Origin of the sequence: Ralstonia sp. 1138 (assembly GCF_040544795.1) — a bacterium.
GTDB lineage: Bacteria > Pseudomonadota > Gammaproteobacteria > Burkholderiales > Burkholderiaceae > Ralstonia > Ralstonia flatus.
In genome coordinates, this window is record NZ_JBEPKQ010000003.1 from 23,625 (window position 1) to 42,560 (window position 18,936).

An 18,936-nucleotide genomic window follows, 5' to 3' on the forward strand; every position below is an offset into this window, starting at 1 on the left:
AGGCCGCCACATGAACCGCCTGAACATGTTCCTGCTGACCGCGCTGGTGCTGTGTGCGCTGTCGCTGGTCAACGCACAGCATCAGGCGCGGCAACTGTTTGTCGCGCTGGATCGCGCGCAGGCGGAAGAGAAGCAACTCAACACCGACTGGTCGCGTCTGCAATATGAGCAGAGCGCGCTGGGCAAGAGCGCTCGCATTGCCGACATCGCGAGCAGGCAATTGAAGATGTCGCCCGCACAGGCGGGCCGCACGCAGTATCTGCAGGGGTTTGCCGATTTGCCGGCCGCTGGGACGTCCTCGATGGCGTCCTCGGTGGAGGGCAGCGCGCCCACGGCTTCCGGAGTCCAGCCATGAGCGGCGCACGCAAATCCAACGGCACCACGGCGCGTGCGCGCCTGGGCCAGTTTTCCGCCAGCCCCGTGCTGGGCCTGCGCCTGCCGATGTGGCGCTCCAAGCTGGTCGTGTTCCTGATGTTCGCGGCCTTCCTGGCGTTGATCGGTCGCGCGCTGTGGATTCAAGGCCCCGGCAACCGTTTCTATGAGGCCGAGGGCAAGAAGCGCTTCCAGCGCACGCTGGAATTGCCCGCCACGCGCGGCAAGATTCTCGATCGTAATGGTCTGGTGCTGGCGACGAGCCTGCCGGTGAAGGCCATCTGGGCGGTGCCCGAAGACGTGCCCAACAACGTGCCTGGCGAGGACATGAAGAAGCTCGCCAAGCTGCTCGGCATGAACAATAAGGAGTTGTCGGGCAAGCTCGGCGAAGACAAGGGCTTCGTCTACCTCAAGCGTCAGGTGCTGCCCGAGGTGGCCGATCAGATTGCCTCGCTGAAGATCGAAGGCATCTATCAGACGCGTGAATACAAGCGCTTCTATCCGGAAGGCGAGGCGATGGCGCACATCGTCGGTTTCACCAACGTTGAGGACAAGGGCCAGGAAGGCATGGAGCTGGCACGCGAGTCCGATCTCGCGGGTGCCGCTGGCCAACGCCAGGTGATCAAGGACCGGCTGGGCCGCGTGGTGGAAGACGTGGGCGTGCTCAAGGCCCCGCGTGACGGGCATGACCAGACGCTGTCGATCGACGCCAAGATCCAGTACCTGACCTTCAACGAACTGAAGGCCGCCATCGAGCGTACCCACGCCAAGGCCGCCAGCGCCATCGTGCTGGATGCCCAGACCGGCGAGGTGCTGGCGCTCGCCAACTACCCGACCTACAACCCGAACGACCGCAGCCGCCTGTCAGGCGAGCAGTTGCGCAACCGCGTGCTGACCGACACCTTCGAGCCGGGCTCGATGATGAAGCCGATCACCATCAGCCTGGCGCTGCAGCTCAAGCGCGTGACGCCTAACACGCTGGTGCAAACCAACGGCAAGTACAGTTTTGAAGGCGCGACCATTTCCGATACCGGCAACTACGGCACGCTGACGGTCGCCCAGGTCATCCAGCACTCGAGCAACATCGGCACGACCAAGATTGCGATGACGCTCAAGCCGCAGGAAATGTGGGACATGTTCACGAGCGTCGGCCTGGGGCAGGCGCCCAAGATCGGCTTCCCGGGTGCGGTGGCGGGGCGGCTGCGGCCCGCCAACAAATGGCGCCGCATTGAGCAGGCGACGATGTCGTATGGATATGGCCTGTCGGTCTCGCTGTTCCAGATCGCCCATGCCTACACCATCTTCGCGCACGATGGCGAGCTGATCCCGATCACGATGTACCGCACCAATGGGCAGCCGCCGCAGGGCGAGCGCGTGATCTCTCCGGAAGTGGCGCGGCAGGTCCGCCAGATGCTTGAGACGGTGACGGCACCCGGCGGCACCGCGCCCCAGGCGCAGGTGATGGGCTATCGCGTGGGCGGCAAGACCGGCACGGCGTGGAAGCACACCGGGCGCGGCTATGACCGCTCCAAGTATCGCGCCTCGTTTATTGGTCTGGCGCCGATGTCGAACCCGCGCATCATCGTCGCGGTGAGCGTGGACGAGCCCACGGTCGGTAACCGCTACGGTGGTGGCGCGGCCGGGCCGGTGTTTTCGCAGATCGTGGGCGGCACCTTGCGCGCGTTGAACGTGCCGCCGGATTCGCCGGTCCGTCAGCTCGTGATGACGCCGGACGTGCCGGAAGAGCCGGTAGGGGGGCTGCAATGACAGCCAAGCCGACCTCCGATCGTCCGACCATCGCAGCGCGCCTGGCGCCCGTGGTGGACTGGCTGCGCGTACAAGCGCCGGCGGGTGCGAACCTCACGAGCGACACACGCAAGCTCAAGACCGGCGATGTGTTCGTCGCCTACGTGCTCGGCAATGTGCGCCAGCATGGCGATGGCCGTCCGCATATTCCGCAGGCTATCGAGGCCGGGGCTTCCGCCGTGCTGGCCGAAGCCCATGGCTACGCGATGCCCGCCGACGCCCCCGTGCGCATTCTGCCGGTGGACGGCCTGGCGGAACTGGCCGGGCCGCTGGCCGCGCAGTGGTACGGCGTGCCGGGCCCGGAAGCGCTGCGTGTGATCGGCGTGACGGGCACCAACGGAAAGACTTCGTGTTCGCAATGGATTGCGCAGGCGCTGACCAAACATGGTGAGCGCTGCGCAGTGGTGGGTACGCTCGGCACGGGGTTTGTCGATGCGCTGGCCGCGACCGGCTTCACCACGCCCGACGCCATCCAGCTCCAGCGCAGCCTCGCCGATCTGCATCGCGCGGGCGCCCGCGCCATTGCCATGGAAGTGTCCTCGCATGGGTTGGAGCAAGGCCGCGTGGATGGCACCTGCTTCGACATCGCGGTGTTCACCAACCTGACGCAGGATCACCTCGACTACCACGGCACGATGGCCGAGTACGAACTCGCCAAGGCGCGTCTGTTCAGCTGGCCGGGCCTGCGCGCCGCAGTCATCAACCGTGACGATGCGGCCGGTGTGCGCTTGCTGCAGAACGCCCGTGCCGAAGTCGAAACCATCGAATACGGCATCGACGGCGAAGCGGCTGCGCAGCACGGCGCCAGGCAATGGCTGCGCGCCGGCAACGTGCGCGCGCATCGCACCGGCACGACGTTCGACGTGGACGGCAGCTTCGGTCACGCGACCGTGCATGCGCCCACCGTCGGCCTGTTCAACGTATCGAATCTGTTGGGTGTGCTGGGCGCACTGCTGGCGGCTGGCGTGCCGTGGCAGGACGCCATTGTGCGCCTGGAAAAGCTGCAGCCCGTGAGCGGCCGCATGGAGCGTTTCGGCGGCGAAGACGGCCCCCTCGTGGTGGTCGATTACGCCCATACGCCCGACGCGCTGGAGCAAACGCTGCGCGCACTCGCGCCGATTACCGAAGCGCGCGGCGGCAAGCTGTGGGCCGTGTTCGGCTGCGGCGGTGACCGCGACCCCGGCAAGCGTCCGCAGATGGGCGCCATCGCCGAGCGCCTGGCGCCGCACGTGGTGCTGACCTCCGACAACCCGCGCAGCGAAGATCCGCAGCACATCCTCGACGAGATCGCCGACGGCATGGACAACCCGCGCGCCGCCACCCAGATCGAAGACCGCGCGGCCGCTATCCTGCACGCCGTGCGCCACGCCGATGCACACGACGTGATCGTCGTGGCCGGCAAGGGACATGAATCGACACAGGAGATTGCCGGTCGCAAGCGGCCGTTCTCCGATCAGGAACATGTGCGTCTGGCGCTCGCCGCCCGCGGGGTGAATGCATGAGCGCCGCGACCGTCATGATGCACGCCACCGACGCCGCTGCCTGGATGGCCGGCGCCTATCTTGCCGGCCCCGACGCAGCGATCCTGCGCGTGACGACCGACAGCCGGGCCGTGCAACCCGGCGACCTGTTCGTCGCGCTGATTGGCGAGCGTTTCGATGCGCACGACTTCCTGCCCGAAGTGGTGGCGCGTGGCGCTGCTGCCGTGCTGGTGTCGCGCGCACCGGCCGCCACGCTCGATGTCACCAATGTGGCCGTGCTGACCGTCGCCGACACGCGCATCGGGCTCGGCCAGCTTGCCGCCGGCTGGCGCCGCCAGTTTCCGATTCCCGTCGTCGCCGTCACGGGCAGCAACGGCAAGACCACGGTCAAGGAGATGATCTCCGCGATCTTTGCGCAGGCCGTCGGTGAAGACGCCCGCCTGGCGACTGCCGGCAATTTCAACAACGACATCGGCCTGCCGCTTACGCTGTTCCGCCTGAACGCGCAACACAAGCTGGCCGTGCTCGAACTCGGCATGAACCATCCGGGCGAGACGGCCGTATTGGCCGCCATTGCGCAGCCGACCGTCGCGATGATCAACAACGCCCAGCGCGAGCACCAGGAATTCATGGTCAGCGTGGAAGCGGTGGCTGAAGAACACGCCGCTGTGCTGGCCGCGTTGCCGGCCGATGGCGTAGCGGTGTATCCGCGCGATGCGGCCAACGGGGGCGAATACGCGCCGGTGTGGCAAGCCGCGGCCGGTTCGCGCCGCGTGCTCGACTTCGGCATCGAGGCCGGGGCTGTGACGGGCACGGTGGTGGACACCGCCGCCGGGCAACGCATCGATGTGCAGGCCCCTGGCCAACGCTTCGTCATCACCTTGCCGCTGCTTGGCTTGCACAACGCACGCAATGCGCTGGCGGCGACGGCGTGCGCGCTGGCCGCCGGTGTCGCCCCGGAGGTGATTGCACACGCGCTCGACAACTTCGCGCCCGTCAAGGGGCGGTTGCAGCGCAAGCAGGGCGCACACGGCGGCCTCGTCATCGACGACACATACAACGCGAACCCGGATTCGATGCGCGCGGCGATCGACGCACTGGTTACGCTGCCGGCGCCGCGCTGCCTGGTGCTGGGCGACATGGGTGAAGTGGGCTCGCAGGGCCCGGCATTCCACGAAGAGATCGGCGCGTATGCGCGCACGCACGGCATCGACGCGGTGCTCGCAACCGGCGAGCTTGCGCGTCACACAGTCGATGCATTCGGCGCGGGCGCGCAGCATTTTGCGTCGGCGGAAGACTTGATCGAACACGGCCTGGGCGCCATTGCGCCGGCCGCGACGGTATTGGTGAAGGGCTCGCGCTTCATGCGGATGGAACGCATTGTGGAAGCGCTGGTCTTGAAAGACCCGGTCGCGGATTTGCCGACCGGTTCCAACACACAACAGCAGCATTAAGGGAAGCAAGAACCCATGTTATTGGCATTGGCGCAATGGTTGCAGAACGACTACGGCTTCCTGCGCGTCTTCAACTATCTGACGTTCCGCGCCGTGATGGCATCGCTCACGGCGCTCGTGATCGGCCTCGGGTTCGGGCCATGGGTGATCCGTCGCCTGACGGAACTGAAAGTCGGCCAGGCCGTGCGCAGCTATGGTCCGCAGACGCACCTGGTCAAGGCCGGCACGCCCACCATGGGCGGCGTGCTGGTGCTCATCGGCATTGCCGTGTCGACGCTGCTGTGGGCTGACTGGGGCAACCGCTTCATCTGGATCGTGCTGCTCGTCACGCTCGGCTACGGCGCTGTTGGCTGGGTGGATGACTACCGCAAGGTCGTGCACCGTGATCCGAAGGGCATGTCTTCGCGTGAGAAGTTCTTCTGGCAGACGGTGATCGGCCTGTTTGCAGCCGCGTATCTGGCGTTCTCGGTGTCCGAGACGAGCAACATGCGCGTGCTGGAGCTGTTCATGGAGTGGGTGCGCAGCGGCCTGTCATTGAACCTGCCGGCCAAGTCGCACCTGATCGTGCCGTTCTTCAAAGAGATCAGCTATCCGCTCGGCGTGTTCGGCTTCATCATCCTGACGTACCTCGTGATCGTCGGCTCCAGCAATGCGGTGAACCTGACCGACGGCCTCGATGGCCTCGTCATCATGCCCGTCGTGCTGGTGGGCAGCGCGCTGGGCGTGTTCGCCTACGTGATGGGTAGCGCGGTCTACAGCAAGTACCTGCTGTTCCCGCACATTCCGGGGGCGGGCGAGTTGTTGATCTTCTGCTCGGCGATGGCGGGTGCGGGGCTTGCCTTCCTGTGGTTCAACGCGCATCCGGCACAGGTGTTCATGGGTGACGTCGGCGCGCTCGCGCTGGGCGGGGCGCTGGGCACCATCGCCGTGATCGTGCGTCAGGAAATCGTGCTCTTCATCATGGGCGGCATCTTCGTGGCGGAGACCGTCTCGGTGATGCTGCAGGTGACGTGGTTCAAGTTCACCAAGAAGCGTTATGGCGAGGGCCGGCGCCTGTTCCGCATGGCGCCGCTGCATCATCATTTCGAGCTGTCCGGCTGGAAGGAAACGCAAGTGGTCGTGCGCTTCTGGGTCATCACCATGATGCTGGTGCTGATCGGCCTGTCGACCCTGAAGCTGCGGTGAGCACGGACATGACAACCATGACCGACGCCCCCATCACGCCGGACGACGACATGGCCGCCACGCCGCCGGACGCCGCCGTGGACGCCGTTGTCGCGACGCTCGATTCGGCCGAGCCGATGCCCGCCGCTGAAACCGCACAAGCGCCGCGCATGTTCGGCGAGTTCGACGCGCCGGTGGTGCTGGTGCTCGGCCTTGGTGAATCCGGCCTCGCCATGGCACGCTGGTGCGCACGTCATGGCGCGCGCGTGCGCGTGGCCGACACGCGCGAGGCACCGGCCAACCTGCCGGCGCTGCGCGCCCATGTGCCGGACGCCGAATTCGTGAGCGGTCCGTTTGCTGTGTCGCTGCTGGACGGCGTGACGTTGGTGGCGATCAGCCCGGGCCTGTCGCCGCTGGATGCCAACGTTGCAGCGCTGCTGAGCGCCGCCCAGGCGCAGAGCGTGCCGGTGTGGGGCGAAATCGAACTGTTTGCCCGCGCGTTGGCGGGTCTCAAGACCGCGCAAGGCTACGCGCCGCGCGTGTTGGCCATCACCGGGACGAACGGCAAGACGACCACCACGGCGCTTACGGGCGCCCTCGTGGAGCGCGGCGGCAAGACCGTGGGCGTGGCAGGCAACATCAGCCCATCTGCCCTCGACAAGCTGAGCGAATGCGTTGATGCCGACACGCTGCCTGACGTGTGGGTGCTGGAGCTTTCCAGCTTTCAGCTCGAAACCACGCATACGCTGGACGCCGATGCGGCCACTGTGCTCAACATCACGCAGGATCACCTTGACTGGCACGGCACGCTGGAGGCCTATGCCGCTGCGAAGGGCCGCATCTTCGGCACCAACACCGTGCGCGTGCTGAACCGCCAGGACGCGGGCGTGATGGCATTCGCGAGCAAGAACGGCGGCGATATCACCTTCGGCATCGATGAGCCGGGCACGCCTGATGCGCTCGGCCTGCTGCGCGATGGCGGCATGCCGTGGATCGTCCTGGCCGAAGCCGACGAGGAAGATCTGCCCAAGCCCACGCGCCGCAAGAAGGGCGACAACGCGCCCGCCGCCCCGGTGCCGGTGCGCCTCAAGCGCCTGATGCCCGCCGACGCGCTGCGCATCCGCGGCTTGCACAACGCCACCAACGCGATGGCCGCGCTGGCGCTGTGCCGCGCGATCGGCCTGCCCGTGAGCGCGCTGCTGCACGGCCTGCGCGACTACGCCGGCGAGCCGCACCGCGTCGAACTGATCGCCGCATTTGACGACATCGAATTCTTCGACGACAGCAAGGGCACCAACGTCGGTGCGACGGTGGCAGCGCTGTCGGGCTTGTCCAAGCACGTCGTGCTGATCGCGGGCGGCGATGGCAAGGGCCAGGACTTCTCGCCGCTGGCCGAGCCGGTCGCCCAGTACGCGCGCGCCGTGATCCTTATCGGCCGCGATGCACCGCGGATTCGTGAGGCGCTGGCCAACACCGGTGTCGCGCTGATCGATGCGCCGACGCTGGAAGCGGCCGTGCAGGAAGCCGCCGCGCATGCGCAGCCGGGCGACGCCGTGCTGTTGTCGCCGGCGTGCGCAAGCTTCGACATGTTCCGCAATTACGAACACCGCGCCCAGGTATTCCACGAGGCCGTGGTCGCATTGGCGGCAGACCGAGGAGTCCTCCTATGAGCGACACCCAGATCAAGCGCAGCGGCTTCATCGGCGCGACCATCGGCAATGCGTGGGATGGCCTGCGCGACGCCGTTTCAGGGGTCAAGCCGACCCGCTCCAAGATGATGGAGTACGACCAGCCGCTGATGTGGGTGGCGATCGTGCTGCTCGGCCTCGGGCTGGTGATGGTGTATTCGGCGTCCATCGCGTTGCCGGATTCACCCAAGTACGCCAACTACAGCAACGGGCATTTCCTGGTTCGCCACATCTTCTCGCTGGTGATCGGGCTGATCGGTGCGATCGTCGCTTTCCAGATTCCGGTCAAGTTCTGGGACAAATACGCACCGAAGCTCTTCATCATTGCATTGGTCCTGCTGGTGATCGTGCTCGTGCCGCACGTCGGCAAGGGCGTGAATGGCGCGCGCCGCTGGCTGCCGCTGGGCGTCATGAACTTCCAGCCGTCCGAGCTGATGAAGCTGGCGGTCGTGCTGTACGCCGCCAACTACACCGTGCGCAAGCAGGACTGGATGCAGAGCGTGCGCAAGGGCTTCCTGCCGATGGGCGTGGCCGTGGCGTTTGTCGGCTCGCTCCTGCTGTTGGAGCCGGACATGGGCGCGTTCCTGGTGATCGCGGCGGTGGCCATGGGCATCCTGTTCCTGGGCGGCGTGAACGGCAAGCTGTTCGGCGGCCTCGTGCTGACTGCGGTTTCCACTTTCTCGCTGCTGATCGTGGCGTCGCCCTGGCGGCGTGAGCGGATCTTCGCCTACCTGAACCCGTGGCAAGAGGAATACGCACAGGGCAAGGCATATCAACTCACGCACTCGCTGATCGCTTTCGGCCGTGGCGAGTGGACCGGCGTCGGCCTGGGCGGCAGCATCGAGAAGCTGCACTACCTGCCTGAAGCGCATACCGACTTCATCCTCGCCGTCATTGGCGAGGAACTGGGCTTTGTCGGCGTGCTGATCGTGATCCTGCTCTTTTACTGGATGGTGCGCCGCGCCTTCGAGATCGGCCGCACCGCGCTGCAACTCGACCGTACGTTCGCCGGCCTCGTTGCCAAGGGGCTGGGGATCTGGATCGGCTGGCAGGCCTTCATCAACATGGGTGTGAACCTGGGCCTGCTGCCGACGAAGGGCCTGACGCTGCCGCTGGTCAGCTACGGCGGCTCCGGCATCCTGATGAACTGCGTCGCGATCGCGGTGCTGCTGCGCATCGACTATGAAAACCGCGTGCTGATGCGTGGGGGCAAGGTATGACGGCGGGCAATTCGGCCGGCCTGGCGCCGCGCACGCTCCTCGTCATGGCCGGCGGTACGGGCGGTCACATCTTCCCCGCGCTGTCCGTGGCCAAGCTGCTGGCCGCGCGCGGCTGGAAGGTGGTGTGGCTCGGCAACGCGAACGGCATGGAAGGCCAACTCGTGCCCAAGCACGGCTTTCCGCTGGAGTCGGTGCAGTTCGGTGGTCTGCGCGGCAAGGGCCTCGTCACCAAGTTTCTGCTGCCGCTCAATCTGCTGCGTGCCTTCTGGCAGAGCCTCGGTGTGGTGCGCCGCGTGCGTCCGAACGTGGTGCTGGGCATGGGCGGCTATATCACCTTCCCGGGCGGCATGATGAGCGTGCTGCTTGGCCGCCCGCTGGTGCTGCACGAACAGAATTCGATTGCGGGCCTCGCCAACCGTGTGCTCGCGCGCGTGGCCGATCGCGTGCTGTGCGCGTTTCCGAATGCACTGGCCGGTGCTGAGTGGGTCGGCAATCCGATCCGCGCCGATCTGGCCCTGCTCGCTTCGCCGCAAGCGCGCTACGCCGAGCGAACCGGCCCGTTGCGCGTGCTGGTCGTGGGTGGCAGCCTCGGCGCGGCGGCGCTCAACGACGTGGTGCCCAAGGCGCTGGCATTGCTGCCGGCCGATACGCGGCCCATCGTCATCCACCAAGCGGGCGCCAAGCAGATCGACACGCTGCGCGCCAACTATGCCGCTGCCGGCATCGACGATGCCCACGCGCAGCCCGTGCCCTTTATCGACGACATGGCGGCAGCGTATGGACACGCCGATCTCGTGATCTGTCGCGCGGGCGCCATGACCGTCTCAGAAGTGGCCGCGGCGGGTGTCGCGGCGTTGTTCGTGCCGTTCCCGCATGCCGTGGACGATCACCAGACCACCAATGCGCGCTTCCTCTCCGAACGCGGTGCGGCGCTGTTGGTGCCGCAGCAGGAACTGGGTCCGGCATCGCTGGCAGATACACTCGCGTCCCTGACGCGTGCGCAATTGGCCGATATGGCGGCTAAAGCACGTGAGCAGGCACGGCCCGAAGCGGCCGAGCGTGTCGCCGACGTGTGTGTAGCGGTGGCACGGGCATAGGGAACGAATCGATATGAAGCACATCGTCAAGAACATCCATTTTGTAGGCATCGGCGGCGCCGGCATGAGCGGCATCGCGGAGGTGCTGCTGAATCTGGGCTACCGCGTGACGGGCTCGGATCTGGGCAGCAGCGCGACCACGCAGCGTCTGGCAACGCTGGGCGCGACGATCATGCAGGGCCACGCGCCGGAACATGTGATCGGCGCCAATGCCGTGGTGGTCTCCACCGCTGTGCGCGGTGACAACCCGGAAGTGCTGGCCGCGCGCGCCAAGCGCATTCCCATCGTGCCGCGTGCGGTGATGCTGGCTGAGCTGATGCGCCTGAAGCAGGGCATCGCCATCGCCGGCACGCACGGCAAGACGACGACCACCAGCCTCGTCGCCTCCGTGCTGGCCGAAGGCGGGCTGGACCCGACGTTCGTGATCGGCGGCCGTCTCAACTCGGCGGGCGCCAACGCGCGCCTCGGCACGGGCGACTTCATCGTCGCCGAGGCCGACGAATCCGATGCGTCGTTCCTCAACCTGTTCCCCGTGATCGAAGTCATCACCAATATCGATGCCGATCACATGGAGACCTACGGGCACGATTTCTCGCGCCTGAAGCAGGCGTTCATCGAGTTCACGCAGCGTCTGCCGTTCTACGGCATTGCCGTGCTGTGCGTGGACGATCCGAACGTGCGCGAAATCCTGCCGTTCGTCTCCAAGCCCGTCGTGCGCTACGGTTTTGCCGAAGACGCGCAGGTGCGTGCCGTCAATGCGCGTGCCGTCGATGGCCGCATGGAATTCACCGTGATCCGCCAGCTCAACGGCCATGCCGAGCCGCCGCTGTCGATCACGCTCAACCTGCCGGGCCTGCACAACGTGCAGAACGCGCTGGCCGCCATCGCCATCGCCACCGAACTGGAAGTGCCGGACGAGGCGATCGTCAAGGCGCTGGCCGAGTTCAACGGCGTAGGCCGCCGCTTCCAGCGCTACGGCGAAGTGCCGACCGCAGACGGCAAGGGCCGCTTCACGCTCATCGACGATTACGGCCATCACCCCGTCGAGATGGCCGCCACGCTGGCCGCTGCGCGCGGTGCATTCCCTGATCGACGCCTCGTGCTGTCGTTCCAGCCGCACCGCTTCACGCGCACGCGCGATTGCTTTGAAGATTTCATCAAGGTGCTGGGCACCGTAGACGCGCTGCTGCTGGCCGAGGTGTACGCCGCCGGCGAGCCGCCCATCGTCGCCGCCGACGGCCGCGCGCTGACGCGTGCGCTGCGCGTGGCCAACAAGATCGAGCCGGTATTCGTGGAACAGATTGAAGACATGCCGCAAGCGATTCTGGATGCAGCGCAGGACGGCGACGTGGTCATCACCATGGGCGCAGGGTCGATCGGGCAGGTGCCCGGTCAAGTGGTTGCGTTGCAGGCGCAGGCGCACACCGCCAACATTGTGGATCTGAACGGAGGCGCAGCAGCATGACGACCGGTCCGTTTGTTCCAAATCCGACGATCGATCCGAAGTCCCTCGGCAAGGTCGGCGTGCTCATGGGTGGCCGGTCCGCCGAGCGCGAGATCTCGCTGATGTCCGGCAACGGCGTGCTGGCTGCGCTGCGCGCGCGCGGCGTCGATGCACATCCGTTCGATCCGGGCCTGCAGGCCGTGGCCGATCTCGCCAAGCAAGGGTTCGACCGCGTGGTGATCTCGCTGCACGGCCGCTTTGGCGAAGACGGCACGATCCAAGGCCTGCTCGAGCAATTCGGCATTCCCTATACCGGCAGCGGCGTACTCGCGTCTGCGCTGGCGATGGACAAGGAAGCCACCAAGCGCCAATGGCAGACGCACGGCCTGCCCACGCCCGATTTCGTGATGTTGCACGCCGGCGCCGACTGGCAAGCCGTGGCCGACCGCCTGGGCCTGCCGCTGATCGTCAAGCCCGCGCGCGAAGGTTCGTCGATCGGTCTGACCAAGGTCGCGAGCGTCGCCGAGCTGCCCGCCGCCTACGAAAAGGCCGCGCGCCTGGACCGCGATGTGATGGCCGAGCAGTTCATCGAAGGCGACGAGCTGACCTGCCCGATCATCGGCGAAGGCGAAAGCGCCACCGCGCTGCCGCTCATTCGCATCGTCGCGCCGCAGGCCAACTACGACTACCAGAACAAGTACTTCACCGACGACACGCGCTACGAATGCCCGGCACCGATTCCCGCCGATGTGGCCGCGCGCGTGCAGGCGCTGGTGGTGCAGGCATATCGCGGGCTGGGCTGCCGTGGCTGGGGCCGCGCCGACATCATGCTACGCAAGTCCGACAACGCGCCGTTCCTGCTGGAGATGAACACGTCGCCGGGCATGACCGGCCATTCGCTGGTGCCGATGGGCGCGCGCGCTGCCGGCATCAGTTATGAAGATTTCGTGCTGCAACTGGCGGCGAGTGCGTCGCTGGAGCTGCACGCGAGCACCGACTGGAAACCCGAATAATCGACGCAACGTCAGCGAAACCGGACAACACAACGTTATGTGGCACAACACCCGTCTCCTCAACGCCGTCGCGAGTGCGCTGTATGCGCTGCTCGCGCTCGGCGCGTTGGGCGTTGGGGCGTTCTGGCTGATGCAGCGACCGATGTTCCAGCTGCAGCAGGTGCGTGTGATGCCGATGGCGGGCAGCGAGTTGCGCCACGTGAATGTGCCGAGTCTGCGCGCCAATGCGCTGCCCAAGCTGCGCGGCAATTTCTTCTCGCTGAATCTGGACGAGGCACGTGCCGCGTTCGAATCGGTGCCGTGGGTGCGGCGTGCAAGCGTGCGCCGCGTGTGGCCGAACGGGTTGCTGGTGGAAGTGCAGGAACACGAAGCACTCGGCACCTGGGGTGGCAATGAGTCCGGGAAGCTGGTCAACACGTATGGCGAAGTGTTCGTCGCCAACCTCGCCGAAGCCGAGGACGACACCGACCTGGTGGCGCTGGCCGGCCCCGAAGGTACCGAACAGGACGTGGTCGACAAGCTGGAGACCATGACCGAGTGGTTCAAGCCGATGAATGTCGAGCCGCTGAGCGTCACGCTCACCGACCGCTACGCATGGCGCGCGCGGTTGTCCAACGGCACGGTCATCGAGCTGGGCCGCGAACTGAACGACGATGACCGCGCCGCGCTGGCCGCGCGTGCCCGCCGCTTTGTGCGCGCGTGGCCGGACGTGACCAAGCGCTGGGGCGGTCAGATTGAATACGCCGATCTGCGGTATCCCAACGGATTCGCAGTTCGTGCGGCGGGTGTGCGCTTCCTGACCGATGCGCAGGCTGCGGTGCTGGCCAAGGGGGGCAAGCTGCCCGGCACCGCGAATGGCACCAGCGGTGCTGCAAAGCCGAAAGCCACGCTGGGGGGTAAGCCGGCGGCCAACAACAAAGCAACGCGAAGCACAGAGAAAACGCGATGAGCAAGGAATACAAGGATCTTCTGGTCGGGCTGGATATCGGCACCTCCAAGGTGGTGGCGGTGGTGGCCGAGCTGCGTCCTGACGGCGCCTACGAGGTCATCGGCATGGGCCAGACCGAATCGAAGGGGCTCAAGAAGGGCGTGGTCGTCAACATCGAGGCGACCGTCCAGTCGATCCAGAAGGCGCTCGAAGAAGCGGAGCTGATGGCCGACTGCAAGATCGGCGAGGTCTTCACGGGCATCGCCGGCAGCCATATCCGCAGCTTCAACTCGAGCGGCATGGTGGCGATCAAGGACAAGGAAGTCACCTCCACCGACGTGGCCCGCGTGATCGAGACCGCGAAGGCCGTCAACATCCCGACCGACCAGCAGATCCTGCACATCCTCACGCAGGAATTCATCATCGACGGCCAGGAAGACGTGCGCGAGCCGATCGGCATGAGCGGCATCCGGCTCGAGGTGAAGGTGCACATCGTGACTGGCGCGGTGAGCGCCGCACAGAACATCGTCAAGTGCGTGCGACGTTGCGGGCTCGAAGTGCACGACCTGATTCTGCAGCCGCTCGCATCGAGCCTCGCCGTGCTGACCGAAGACGAAAAGGAACTCGGCGTCGTGCTGGTCGACATCGGCAGCGGCACGACCGACATCGCGATCTTCAGCGAAGGCGCGATCCGCCACACGGCCGTGATCCCCATCGCCGGCGACCAGATCACCAACGACATCGCCATGGCCCTGCGCACGCCAACGCCGGACGCCGAGGACATCAAGATCCAGTACGGCATCGCCAAGCAGGTATTGGCCGATCCGGACGAGATGATCGATGTGCCGGGCGTCGGCGACCGCGGCCCGCGCACGTTGAGCCGCCAGGCGCTGGCTGCCGTGATCGAGCCGCGCGTGGAAGAGCTGTTCTCGCTCGTGCATCAGGTGGTGCGCGAATCCGGTTACGAGGAACTGCTCTCCAGCGGCGTGGTCCTCACCGGCGGTACCGCAATGATGCCCGGCATGGTCGAGCTGGGCGAAGACATGTTCTTGAAGCCGGTGCGCGTGGGCGTGCCGGAGTACCGCGGCAATCTGCACGAGGTGGTGAAGAGCCCGCGTTACGCGACGGTGATGGGCCTGTTGCAGGAAGGTCGCGTGCAGCGTGTGCGCGGGCGCAAGGTCGTGGTGCAGTCCGGTTCGGCCAAGCAGATCTGGACGCGCATGAAGGAATGGTTCATCGGCAACTTCTGAGCACGTCAGTGCCGGGTGTTGGCGATGTGCTCCCTGGGGGGAGCGAGTTGAGTTTCTTGTTTTGATGTTTTTTGTTCAGGAACCAGGAGTTGCGGCGGGGAGGCTGCATCGTCTGGGACTGATCACTTCTGGAGGCAATGATGGACTTCGACATGATTGAAACGGAAATGCAGGACGGCACCATCATCAAGGTGGTCGGCGTCGGCGGCGCGGGCGGAAATGCCGTGCAGCACATGATCAACCGCGGCGTGCAAGGCGTGGAATTCATCTGCATGAACACCGATGCGCAGGCGCTCAAGCGCTCGACCGCATCGCGCGTGCTGCAGCTTGGCAGCACCGGCCTGGGCGCTGGGGCCAAGCCGGAAGTGGGCAAGCACTGCGCAGAAGAAGCCCGTGAGCAGATCGCCGACGCACTGCGCGGCGCGCACATGGTCTTCATCACCGCCGGCATGGGCGGCGGCACGGGCACGGGCGCAGCGCCGGTGGTTGCACAGGTCGCCAAGGAAATGGGCATCCTGACCGTGGGCGTGGTCTCCAAGCCGTTCGACTTCGAAGGCGCACGCCGCTCGAAGGTCGGCGAGCATGGCGCGAATGACCTCGAAGGCAACGTCGATTCGCTGATCGTCGTGCTCAACGAAAAGCTCTTCGAAGTCATGGGCGACGACGCCGAGATGGACAAGTGCTTCCAGTGCGCCGACGACGTGCTGCACAACGCGGTCGCCGGCATCGCGGAAATCATCAACGTCGACGGTCTGGTGAACGTCGACTTTGAAGACGTGAAGACCGTGATGGGCGAACAGGGCAAGGCGATGATGGGCACGGCTACCGTGTCCGGCGTCGACCGTGCGCGTCTGGCGGCTGAGCAAGCCGTTGCGAGCCCGCTGCTGGAAGGCGTGGACCTGTCGGGCGCGCGTGGCGTGCTGGTCAACATCACGGCAAGCCGCTCGCTCAAGCTGTCCGAGACCAAGGAAGTGATGAACACCATCCGCAGCTATGCCGCGGAAGATGCCACCGTCATCTTCGGTACGGTCTACGACGACGCCATGGGCGACGCACTGCGCGTGACCGTGGTTGCCACGGGTCTGGGCCGCGCTGCTCGCAACAAGCAACAACAGCCGCAGACGATGACGCTGCTGAAGACCGGCACCGACAACCAGCCGGTCGCGTTCGGCGGCGGCGCCGGTCACTCGGTGGCAGCTGCACCGGACTACAGCAACTTCGACACCCCGGCCGTGTGGCGCAGCTCGCGCGAGTCGGCATCGGCTCACGTGGCAGCACTGCAAGAAAAGGGCGTCGACACGTACGACATTCCGGCATTCCTGCGCAAGCAGGCCGACTGATCGGGCCCGCGTTGGTTCGATAGCGCTCGCGCACGTCCGACTGCCTGCGGCACCGCACGCCGCGCGCGATTCACGGCTCCCCTCCCGTGATCGCCGTTGTGTGATGGCCGGCCGCCCGTCAGTCGACAGCGCTCGACGAACCGGACACAGTCGTTGCCGCCGGGCAGGTTGGCCTCTGGCCGCCTCCCCGGAAGGGTTCACCCCGCCCGGCGGGTGTGTCCGTTCGTTGTGCCGCGCGCGCTGCGCTCTGAGCCAAGCGGCCTGATGATGTTGTCTCCCAAGACCGCCCGCGTGATGCGTTCACGCGGGCGGTCTCGTTTTACGAACCGGCTGCGCGGTCGCTCGGCAGGTTCTATGATCGCGATATCCACGCAACCGCTTCCTGACGATCATGATCCAGCCTGGTCAACCGCTTCCCGACGCGACGCTCTACGAGTTCTTTGAAGTGGAAAAGGACGGCTGCGCGCTCGGCCCCAACGCCTTCTCCGTTCGGGATTTGGCAGAAGGCAAGACGATCGTCATCTTCGGGCTGCCCGGTGCGTTCACGCCAACGTGCTCCGCGCGGCATGTGCCGGGCTACCTCGCCAACTTCGACGCACTGCGCGCCAAGGGTGTCGACGAGATCTGGTGTGTGTCCGTCAACGACGCCTTTGTGATGGGCGCCTGGGCCCGCACGCAGGGCACCGACGACAAGATCCGCATGCTCGGCGACGGCAGTGCAGAGTTCACCAGCAAACTCGGACTCGACCAGGATCTGTCGAAGCGCGGCATGGGCGTGCGTTCACAGCGCTATGCGATGGTCGTGAAGGACGGTGTGGTAACAGCGCTACAGGTGGAAGCGCCGGGGCAGTTCGCCGTCAGCAGTGCCGAATCGATCCTCGCGATACTCTGACGCCACGTCGTGCCCTCCCCTGAATGGCGGAGTAGCGCCGTCATCCCGCCCGGCTTCAAGGCTGAGGCGACCGTGGCGCCGAATCTGCGTGCACTAATGTTGAGTCAATTCTGTGCACCCCTAACATCCCGATACAAAAGTCGTTTTGAAGGCAGGGATGTGAAAATGGTATGCTTAGGGTTATCACCTATGCAGACCGCATAGATAAAAACAATCGTACAAATTTCGTGAGTTGAGGGCGGCCATGTTGAAACAACGCACCATCAAGTCCCTCGTCAAGACCGTCGGCATCGGGTTGCACTCGGGCCGCAAGGTGACGTTGACGTTGCGCCCGGCAGCCGCAGGCACCGGCATCGTCTTCACGCGCGTTGACCTCGACCCGGCCGTCGAGATTCCCGCCACCGCCAGCGCGATCGGCGACACCCGCTTGGCGTCCGTGCTGCAAAAGGACGGCGCCCGCGTGTCGACCGTTGAACATTTGATGTCCGCTTGCGCCGGCCTTGGTATCGACAATCTGTATGTCGACGTCGACGCCGAAGAAATCCCCATCATGGACGGCAGCGCGGCCTCGTTCGTGTTTCTGCTGCAATCGGCGGGTATCGAAGAGCAGGGCGCGGCCAAGCGGTTCATCCGCGTGACGAAGCCGGTGGAAATCCGCGAGGGCGACAAGCTTGCCCGACTCGACCCTTACTTCGGCTTCAAGCTGTCGTTCACGATCGAATTCCGCCACCCGGCCGTCGACAAGACCGGCCAGACGTTCGAGATCGACTTTGCCGATACGAGCTACACGCGCGAAATCGCCCGCGCCCGTACGTTCGGTTTCGCACACGAAGTCGAGATGCTGCGGGAGGTCGGCCTGGCGCGCGGCGGCAGCCTCGACAACGCCATCGTGCTCGATGAGCACCGCATGCTGAACAACGACGAACTGCGCTACGGCGATGAGTTCGTCCGTCACAAGATCCTCGACGCGATTGGCGACCTGTATGTGGTGGGCCACCCGCTGATCGCTGCATACACCGCGCACAAGTCGGGTCATGGCCTGAACAACGCGCTGCTGCGCGCGCTGCTGGCCGACGAAACGGCTTACGAGATCGTGACGTTCGACAAGGTGGAAGAAGCGCCGCGCGCGTTCCTGCCACAGTTGCAACCGGCATTCTCGTGATTCGCTGAGCGGTCGTTCGTATGAAAAAAGCGCCCTGTGGGGCGCTTTTTATTTGGGCTTGGCGGCCGGTGCAACGTGCCGCGCAATCATTTCGGCCAAGGCCTGCCGAAGCGGCGAATCGGGCAGTTCATTGGCGAGGGCCGCCAGGCTGTTGACTCCAACTGCGGTCATCTTGGCGCGTTTAGGCGGCTTTTCGGTCTCTTGTGGCCATAAACTGTCGTTGCCGCCCTGCGGTTGTACCCGTACACGAATTGCGGTAATCTGCGATCCCCGGCGCTGCAGACGCTCCAGCAAGGTGGGTACCACCTGCCGTAAGCGCGCCGCAGCCGCACTATGTGCGGCGAGCAACACCAGAGTCGCTTCGCGGCTGTCGCGCGCATCGTTCTTAATGCCACCGACCGCCACCCCGCCGCCCAAACCGGGCGGCAGCAGCGACAACACCTCCGCTTCCAACGTCGCCAATTGCCTGGCCGCCTGCATCAGCGGGCCGACCGAACCGGCACCCGAGAGCCAGTCCTGGACGGGTTTAGCCACAGGCGTCTTGAGAGCGGGATGAACAAAGATTCGCATGCCGGCATTGTAGGGCGCTTCATCGCGCTTTCGTGCTGGTGGGCAGCTTTTTTGT

At 65.6% G+C, this 18,936-nt stretch carries 16 protein-coding genes; 15 read left to right on the top strand and 1 reads right to left on the bottom strand.

Going from position 1 to position 18,936, the window contains the following annotated elements; all coding sequences use genetic code 11:
• The first annotated feature begins 10 nt into the window (after positions 1-10).
• From ftsL to lpxC, 15 genes are all read left to right on the top strand, one after another.
• Complete coding sequence (ftsL, locus tag ABIC76_RS13000; RefSeq protein ID WP_027680305.1) at positions 11-355, top strand: cell division protein FtsL; 345 nt, start codon at positions 11-13, stop codon at positions 353-355.
• A complete protein-coding gene (locus tag ABIC76_RS13005; protein WP_027680306.1) occupies positions 352-2,139 on the top strand; it encodes a peptidoglycan D,D-transpeptidase FtsI family protein in 1,788 nt (595 codons plus the stop codon). The genes ftsL and ABIC76_RS13005 overlap by 4 nt, the downstream gene beginning before the upstream one ends.
• The gene (locus tag ABIC76_RS13010) at positions 2,136-3,680 is read left to right on the top strand and encodes a UDP-N-acetylmuramoyl-L-alanyl-D-glutamate--2,6-diaminopimelate ligase (RefSeq protein ID WP_354534231.1); all 1,545 of its coding nucleotides are present in this window, start codon (positions 2,136-2,138) and stop codon (positions 3,678-3,680) included. The genes ABIC76_RS13005 and ABIC76_RS13010 overlap by 4 nt, the downstream gene beginning before the upstream one ends.
• Complete coding sequence (locus ABIC76_RS13015) at positions 3,677-5,113, top strand: UDP-N-acetylmuramoyl-tripeptide--D-alanyl-D-alanine ligase (RefSeq protein ID WP_354534232.1); 1,437 nt, start codon at positions 3,677-3,679, stop codon at positions 5,111-5,113. The genes ABIC76_RS13010 and ABIC76_RS13015 overlap by 4 nt, the downstream gene beginning before the upstream one ends.
• A gap of 15 nt (positions 5,114-5,128) precedes the next feature.
• Entirely contained in the window at positions 5,129-6,298 is a 1,170-nt protein-coding gene (gene mraY, locus ABIC76_RS13020; RefSeq protein ID WP_009241610.1) for a phospho-N-acetylmuramoyl-pentapeptide-transferase, read from the top strand.
• A 149-nt stretch (positions 6,299-6,447) separates the two neighbouring features.
• A complete protein-coding gene (gene murD, locus ABIC76_RS13025) occupies positions 6,448-7,947 on the top strand; it encodes a UDP-N-acetylmuramoyl-L-alanine--D-glutamate ligase (protein WP_354534714.1) in 1,500 nt (499 codons plus the stop codon).
• The gene (gene ftsW, locus ABIC76_RS13030) at positions 7,944-9,185 is read left to right on the top strand and encodes a putative lipid II flippase FtsW (RefSeq protein WP_102066878.1); all 1,242 of its coding nucleotides are present in this window, start codon (positions 7,944-7,946) and stop codon (positions 9,183-9,185) included. Before murD ends, ftsW begins: the two co-directional genes overlap by 4 nt.
• Complete coding sequence (murG, locus tag ABIC76_RS13035; protein ID WP_354534233.1) at positions 9,182-10,282, top strand: undecaprenyldiphospho-muramoylpentapeptide beta-N-acetylglucosaminyltransferase; 1,101 nt, start codon at positions 9,182-9,184, stop codon at positions 10,280-10,282. Before ftsW ends, murG begins: the two co-directional genes overlap by 4 nt.
• Before the next feature lie 13 nt (positions 10,283-10,295).
• Positions 10,296-11,747, top strand: coding sequence for a UDP-N-acetylmuramate--L-alanine ligase (gene murC / locus ABIC76_RS13040; protein WP_354534234.1), 1,452 nt, complete (start codon positions 10,296-10,298; stop codon positions 11,745-11,747).
• The gene (locus ABIC76_RS13045; RefSeq protein ID WP_102066876.1) at positions 11,744-12,739 is read left to right on the top strand and encodes a D-alanine--D-alanine ligase; all 996 of its coding nucleotides are present in this window, start codon (positions 11,744-11,746) and stop codon (positions 12,737-12,739) included. Before murC ends, ABIC76_RS13045 begins: the two co-directional genes overlap by 4 nt.
• 37 nt (positions 12,740-12,776) lie before the next feature.
• Complete coding sequence (locus ABIC76_RS13050) at positions 12,777-13,688, top strand: cell division protein FtsQ/DivIB (RefSeq protein WP_354534235.1); 912 nt, start codon at positions 12,777-12,779, stop codon at positions 13,686-13,688.
• The gene (ftsA, locus tag ABIC76_RS13055) at positions 13,685-14,917 is read left to right on the top strand and encodes a cell division protein FtsA (protein WP_004633059.1); all 1,233 of its coding nucleotides are present in this window, start codon (positions 13,685-13,687) and stop codon (positions 14,915-14,917) included. The genes ABIC76_RS13050 and ftsA overlap by 4 nt, the downstream gene beginning before the upstream one ends.
• Before the next feature lie 140 nt (positions 14,918-15,057).
• Complete coding sequence (gene ftsZ, locus ABIC76_RS13060) at positions 15,058-16,257, top strand: cell division protein FtsZ (RefSeq protein ID WP_012763009.1); 1,200 nt, start codon at positions 15,058-15,060, stop codon at positions 16,255-16,257.
• A gap of 391 nt (positions 16,258-16,648) precedes the next feature.
• Positions 16,649-17,149, top strand: a complete 501-nt coding sequence (locus tag ABIC76_RS13065) for a peroxiredoxin (RefSeq protein ID WP_354534236.1) — start codon at positions 16,649-16,651, stop codon at positions 17,147-17,149.
• A 244-nt stretch (positions 17,150-17,393) separates the two neighbouring features.
• A complete protein-coding gene (gene lpxC / locus ABIC76_RS13070; protein WP_027680317.1) occupies positions 17,394-18,311 on the top strand; it encodes a UDP-3-O-acyl-N-acetylglucosamine deacetylase in 918 nt (305 codons plus the stop codon).
• Between the two features lie 48 nt (positions 18,312-18,359).
• On the opposite strand, the gene ABIC76_RS13075 is transcribed toward lpxC, so the two are convergent.
• Entirely contained in the window at positions 18,360-18,881 is a 522-nt protein-coding gene (locus ABIC76_RS13075; RefSeq protein WP_027680318.1) for a DciA family protein, read from the bottom strand.
• Between the last annotated feature and the right edge of the window lie 55 nt (positions 18,882-18,936).

Excerpts from the sequence above, each read along its gene's own strand:
- ftsL (WP_027680305.1), top strand. The coding sequence starts at position 11 with ATGAACCGCCTGAACATGTTCCTGCTGACCGCGCTGGTGCTGTGTGCG.
- ABIC76_RS13005 (WP_027680306.1), top strand. The coding sequence starts at position 352 with ATGAGCGGCGCACGCAAATCCAACGGCACCACGGCGCGTGCGCGCCTG.
- ABIC76_RS13010 (WP_354534231.1), top strand. The coding sequence starts at position 2,136 with ATGACAGCCAAGCCGACCTCCGATCGTCCGACCATCGCAGCGCGCCTG.
- ABIC76_RS13015 (WP_354534232.1), top strand. The coding sequence starts at position 3,677 with ATGAGCGCCGCGACCGTCATGATGCACGCCACCGACGCCGCTGCCTGG.
- mraY (WP_009241610.1), top strand. The coding sequence starts at position 5,129 with ATGTTATTGGCATTGGCGCAATGGTTGCAGAACGACTACGGCTTCCTG.
- murD (WP_354534714.1), top strand. The coding sequence starts at position 6,448 with ATGTTCGGCGAGTTCGACGCGCCGGTGGTGCTGGTGCTCGGCCTTGGT.
- ftsW (WP_102066878.1), top strand. The coding sequence starts at position 7,944 with ATGAGCGACACCCAGATCAAGCGCAGCGGCTTCATCGGCGCGACCATC.
- murG (WP_354534233.1), top strand. The coding sequence starts at position 9,182 with ATGACGGCGGGCAATTCGGCCGGCCTGGCGCCGCGCACGCTCCTCGTC.
- murC (WP_354534234.1), top strand. The coding sequence starts at position 10,296 with ATGAAGCACATCGTCAAGAACATCCATTTTGTAGGCATCGGCGGCGCC.
- ABIC76_RS13045 (WP_102066876.1), top strand. The coding sequence starts at position 11,744 with ATGACGACCGGTCCGTTTGTTCCAAATCCGACGATCGATCCGAAGTCC.
- ABIC76_RS13050 (WP_354534235.1), top strand. The coding sequence starts at position 12,777 with ATGTGGCACAACACCCGTCTCCTCAACGCCGTCGCGAGTGCGCTGTAT.
- ftsA (WP_004633059.1), top strand. The coding sequence starts at position 13,685 with ATGAGCAAGGAATACAAGGATCTTCTGGTCGGGCTGGATATCGGCACC.
- ftsZ (WP_012763009.1), top strand. The coding sequence starts at position 15,058 with ATGGACTTCGACATGATTGAAACGGAAATGCAGGACGGCACCATCATC.
- ABIC76_RS13065 (WP_354534236.1), top strand. The coding sequence starts at position 16,649 with ATGATCCAGCCTGGTCAACCGCTTCCCGACGCGACGCTCTACGAGTTC.
- lpxC (WP_027680317.1), top strand. The coding sequence starts at position 17,394 with ATGTTGAAACAACGCACCATCAAGTCCCTCGTCAAGACCGTCGGCATC.
- ABIC76_RS13075 (WP_027680318.1), bottom strand. The coding sequence starts at position 18,881 with ATGCGAATCTTTGTTCATCCCGCTCTCAAGACGCCTGTGGCTAAACCC.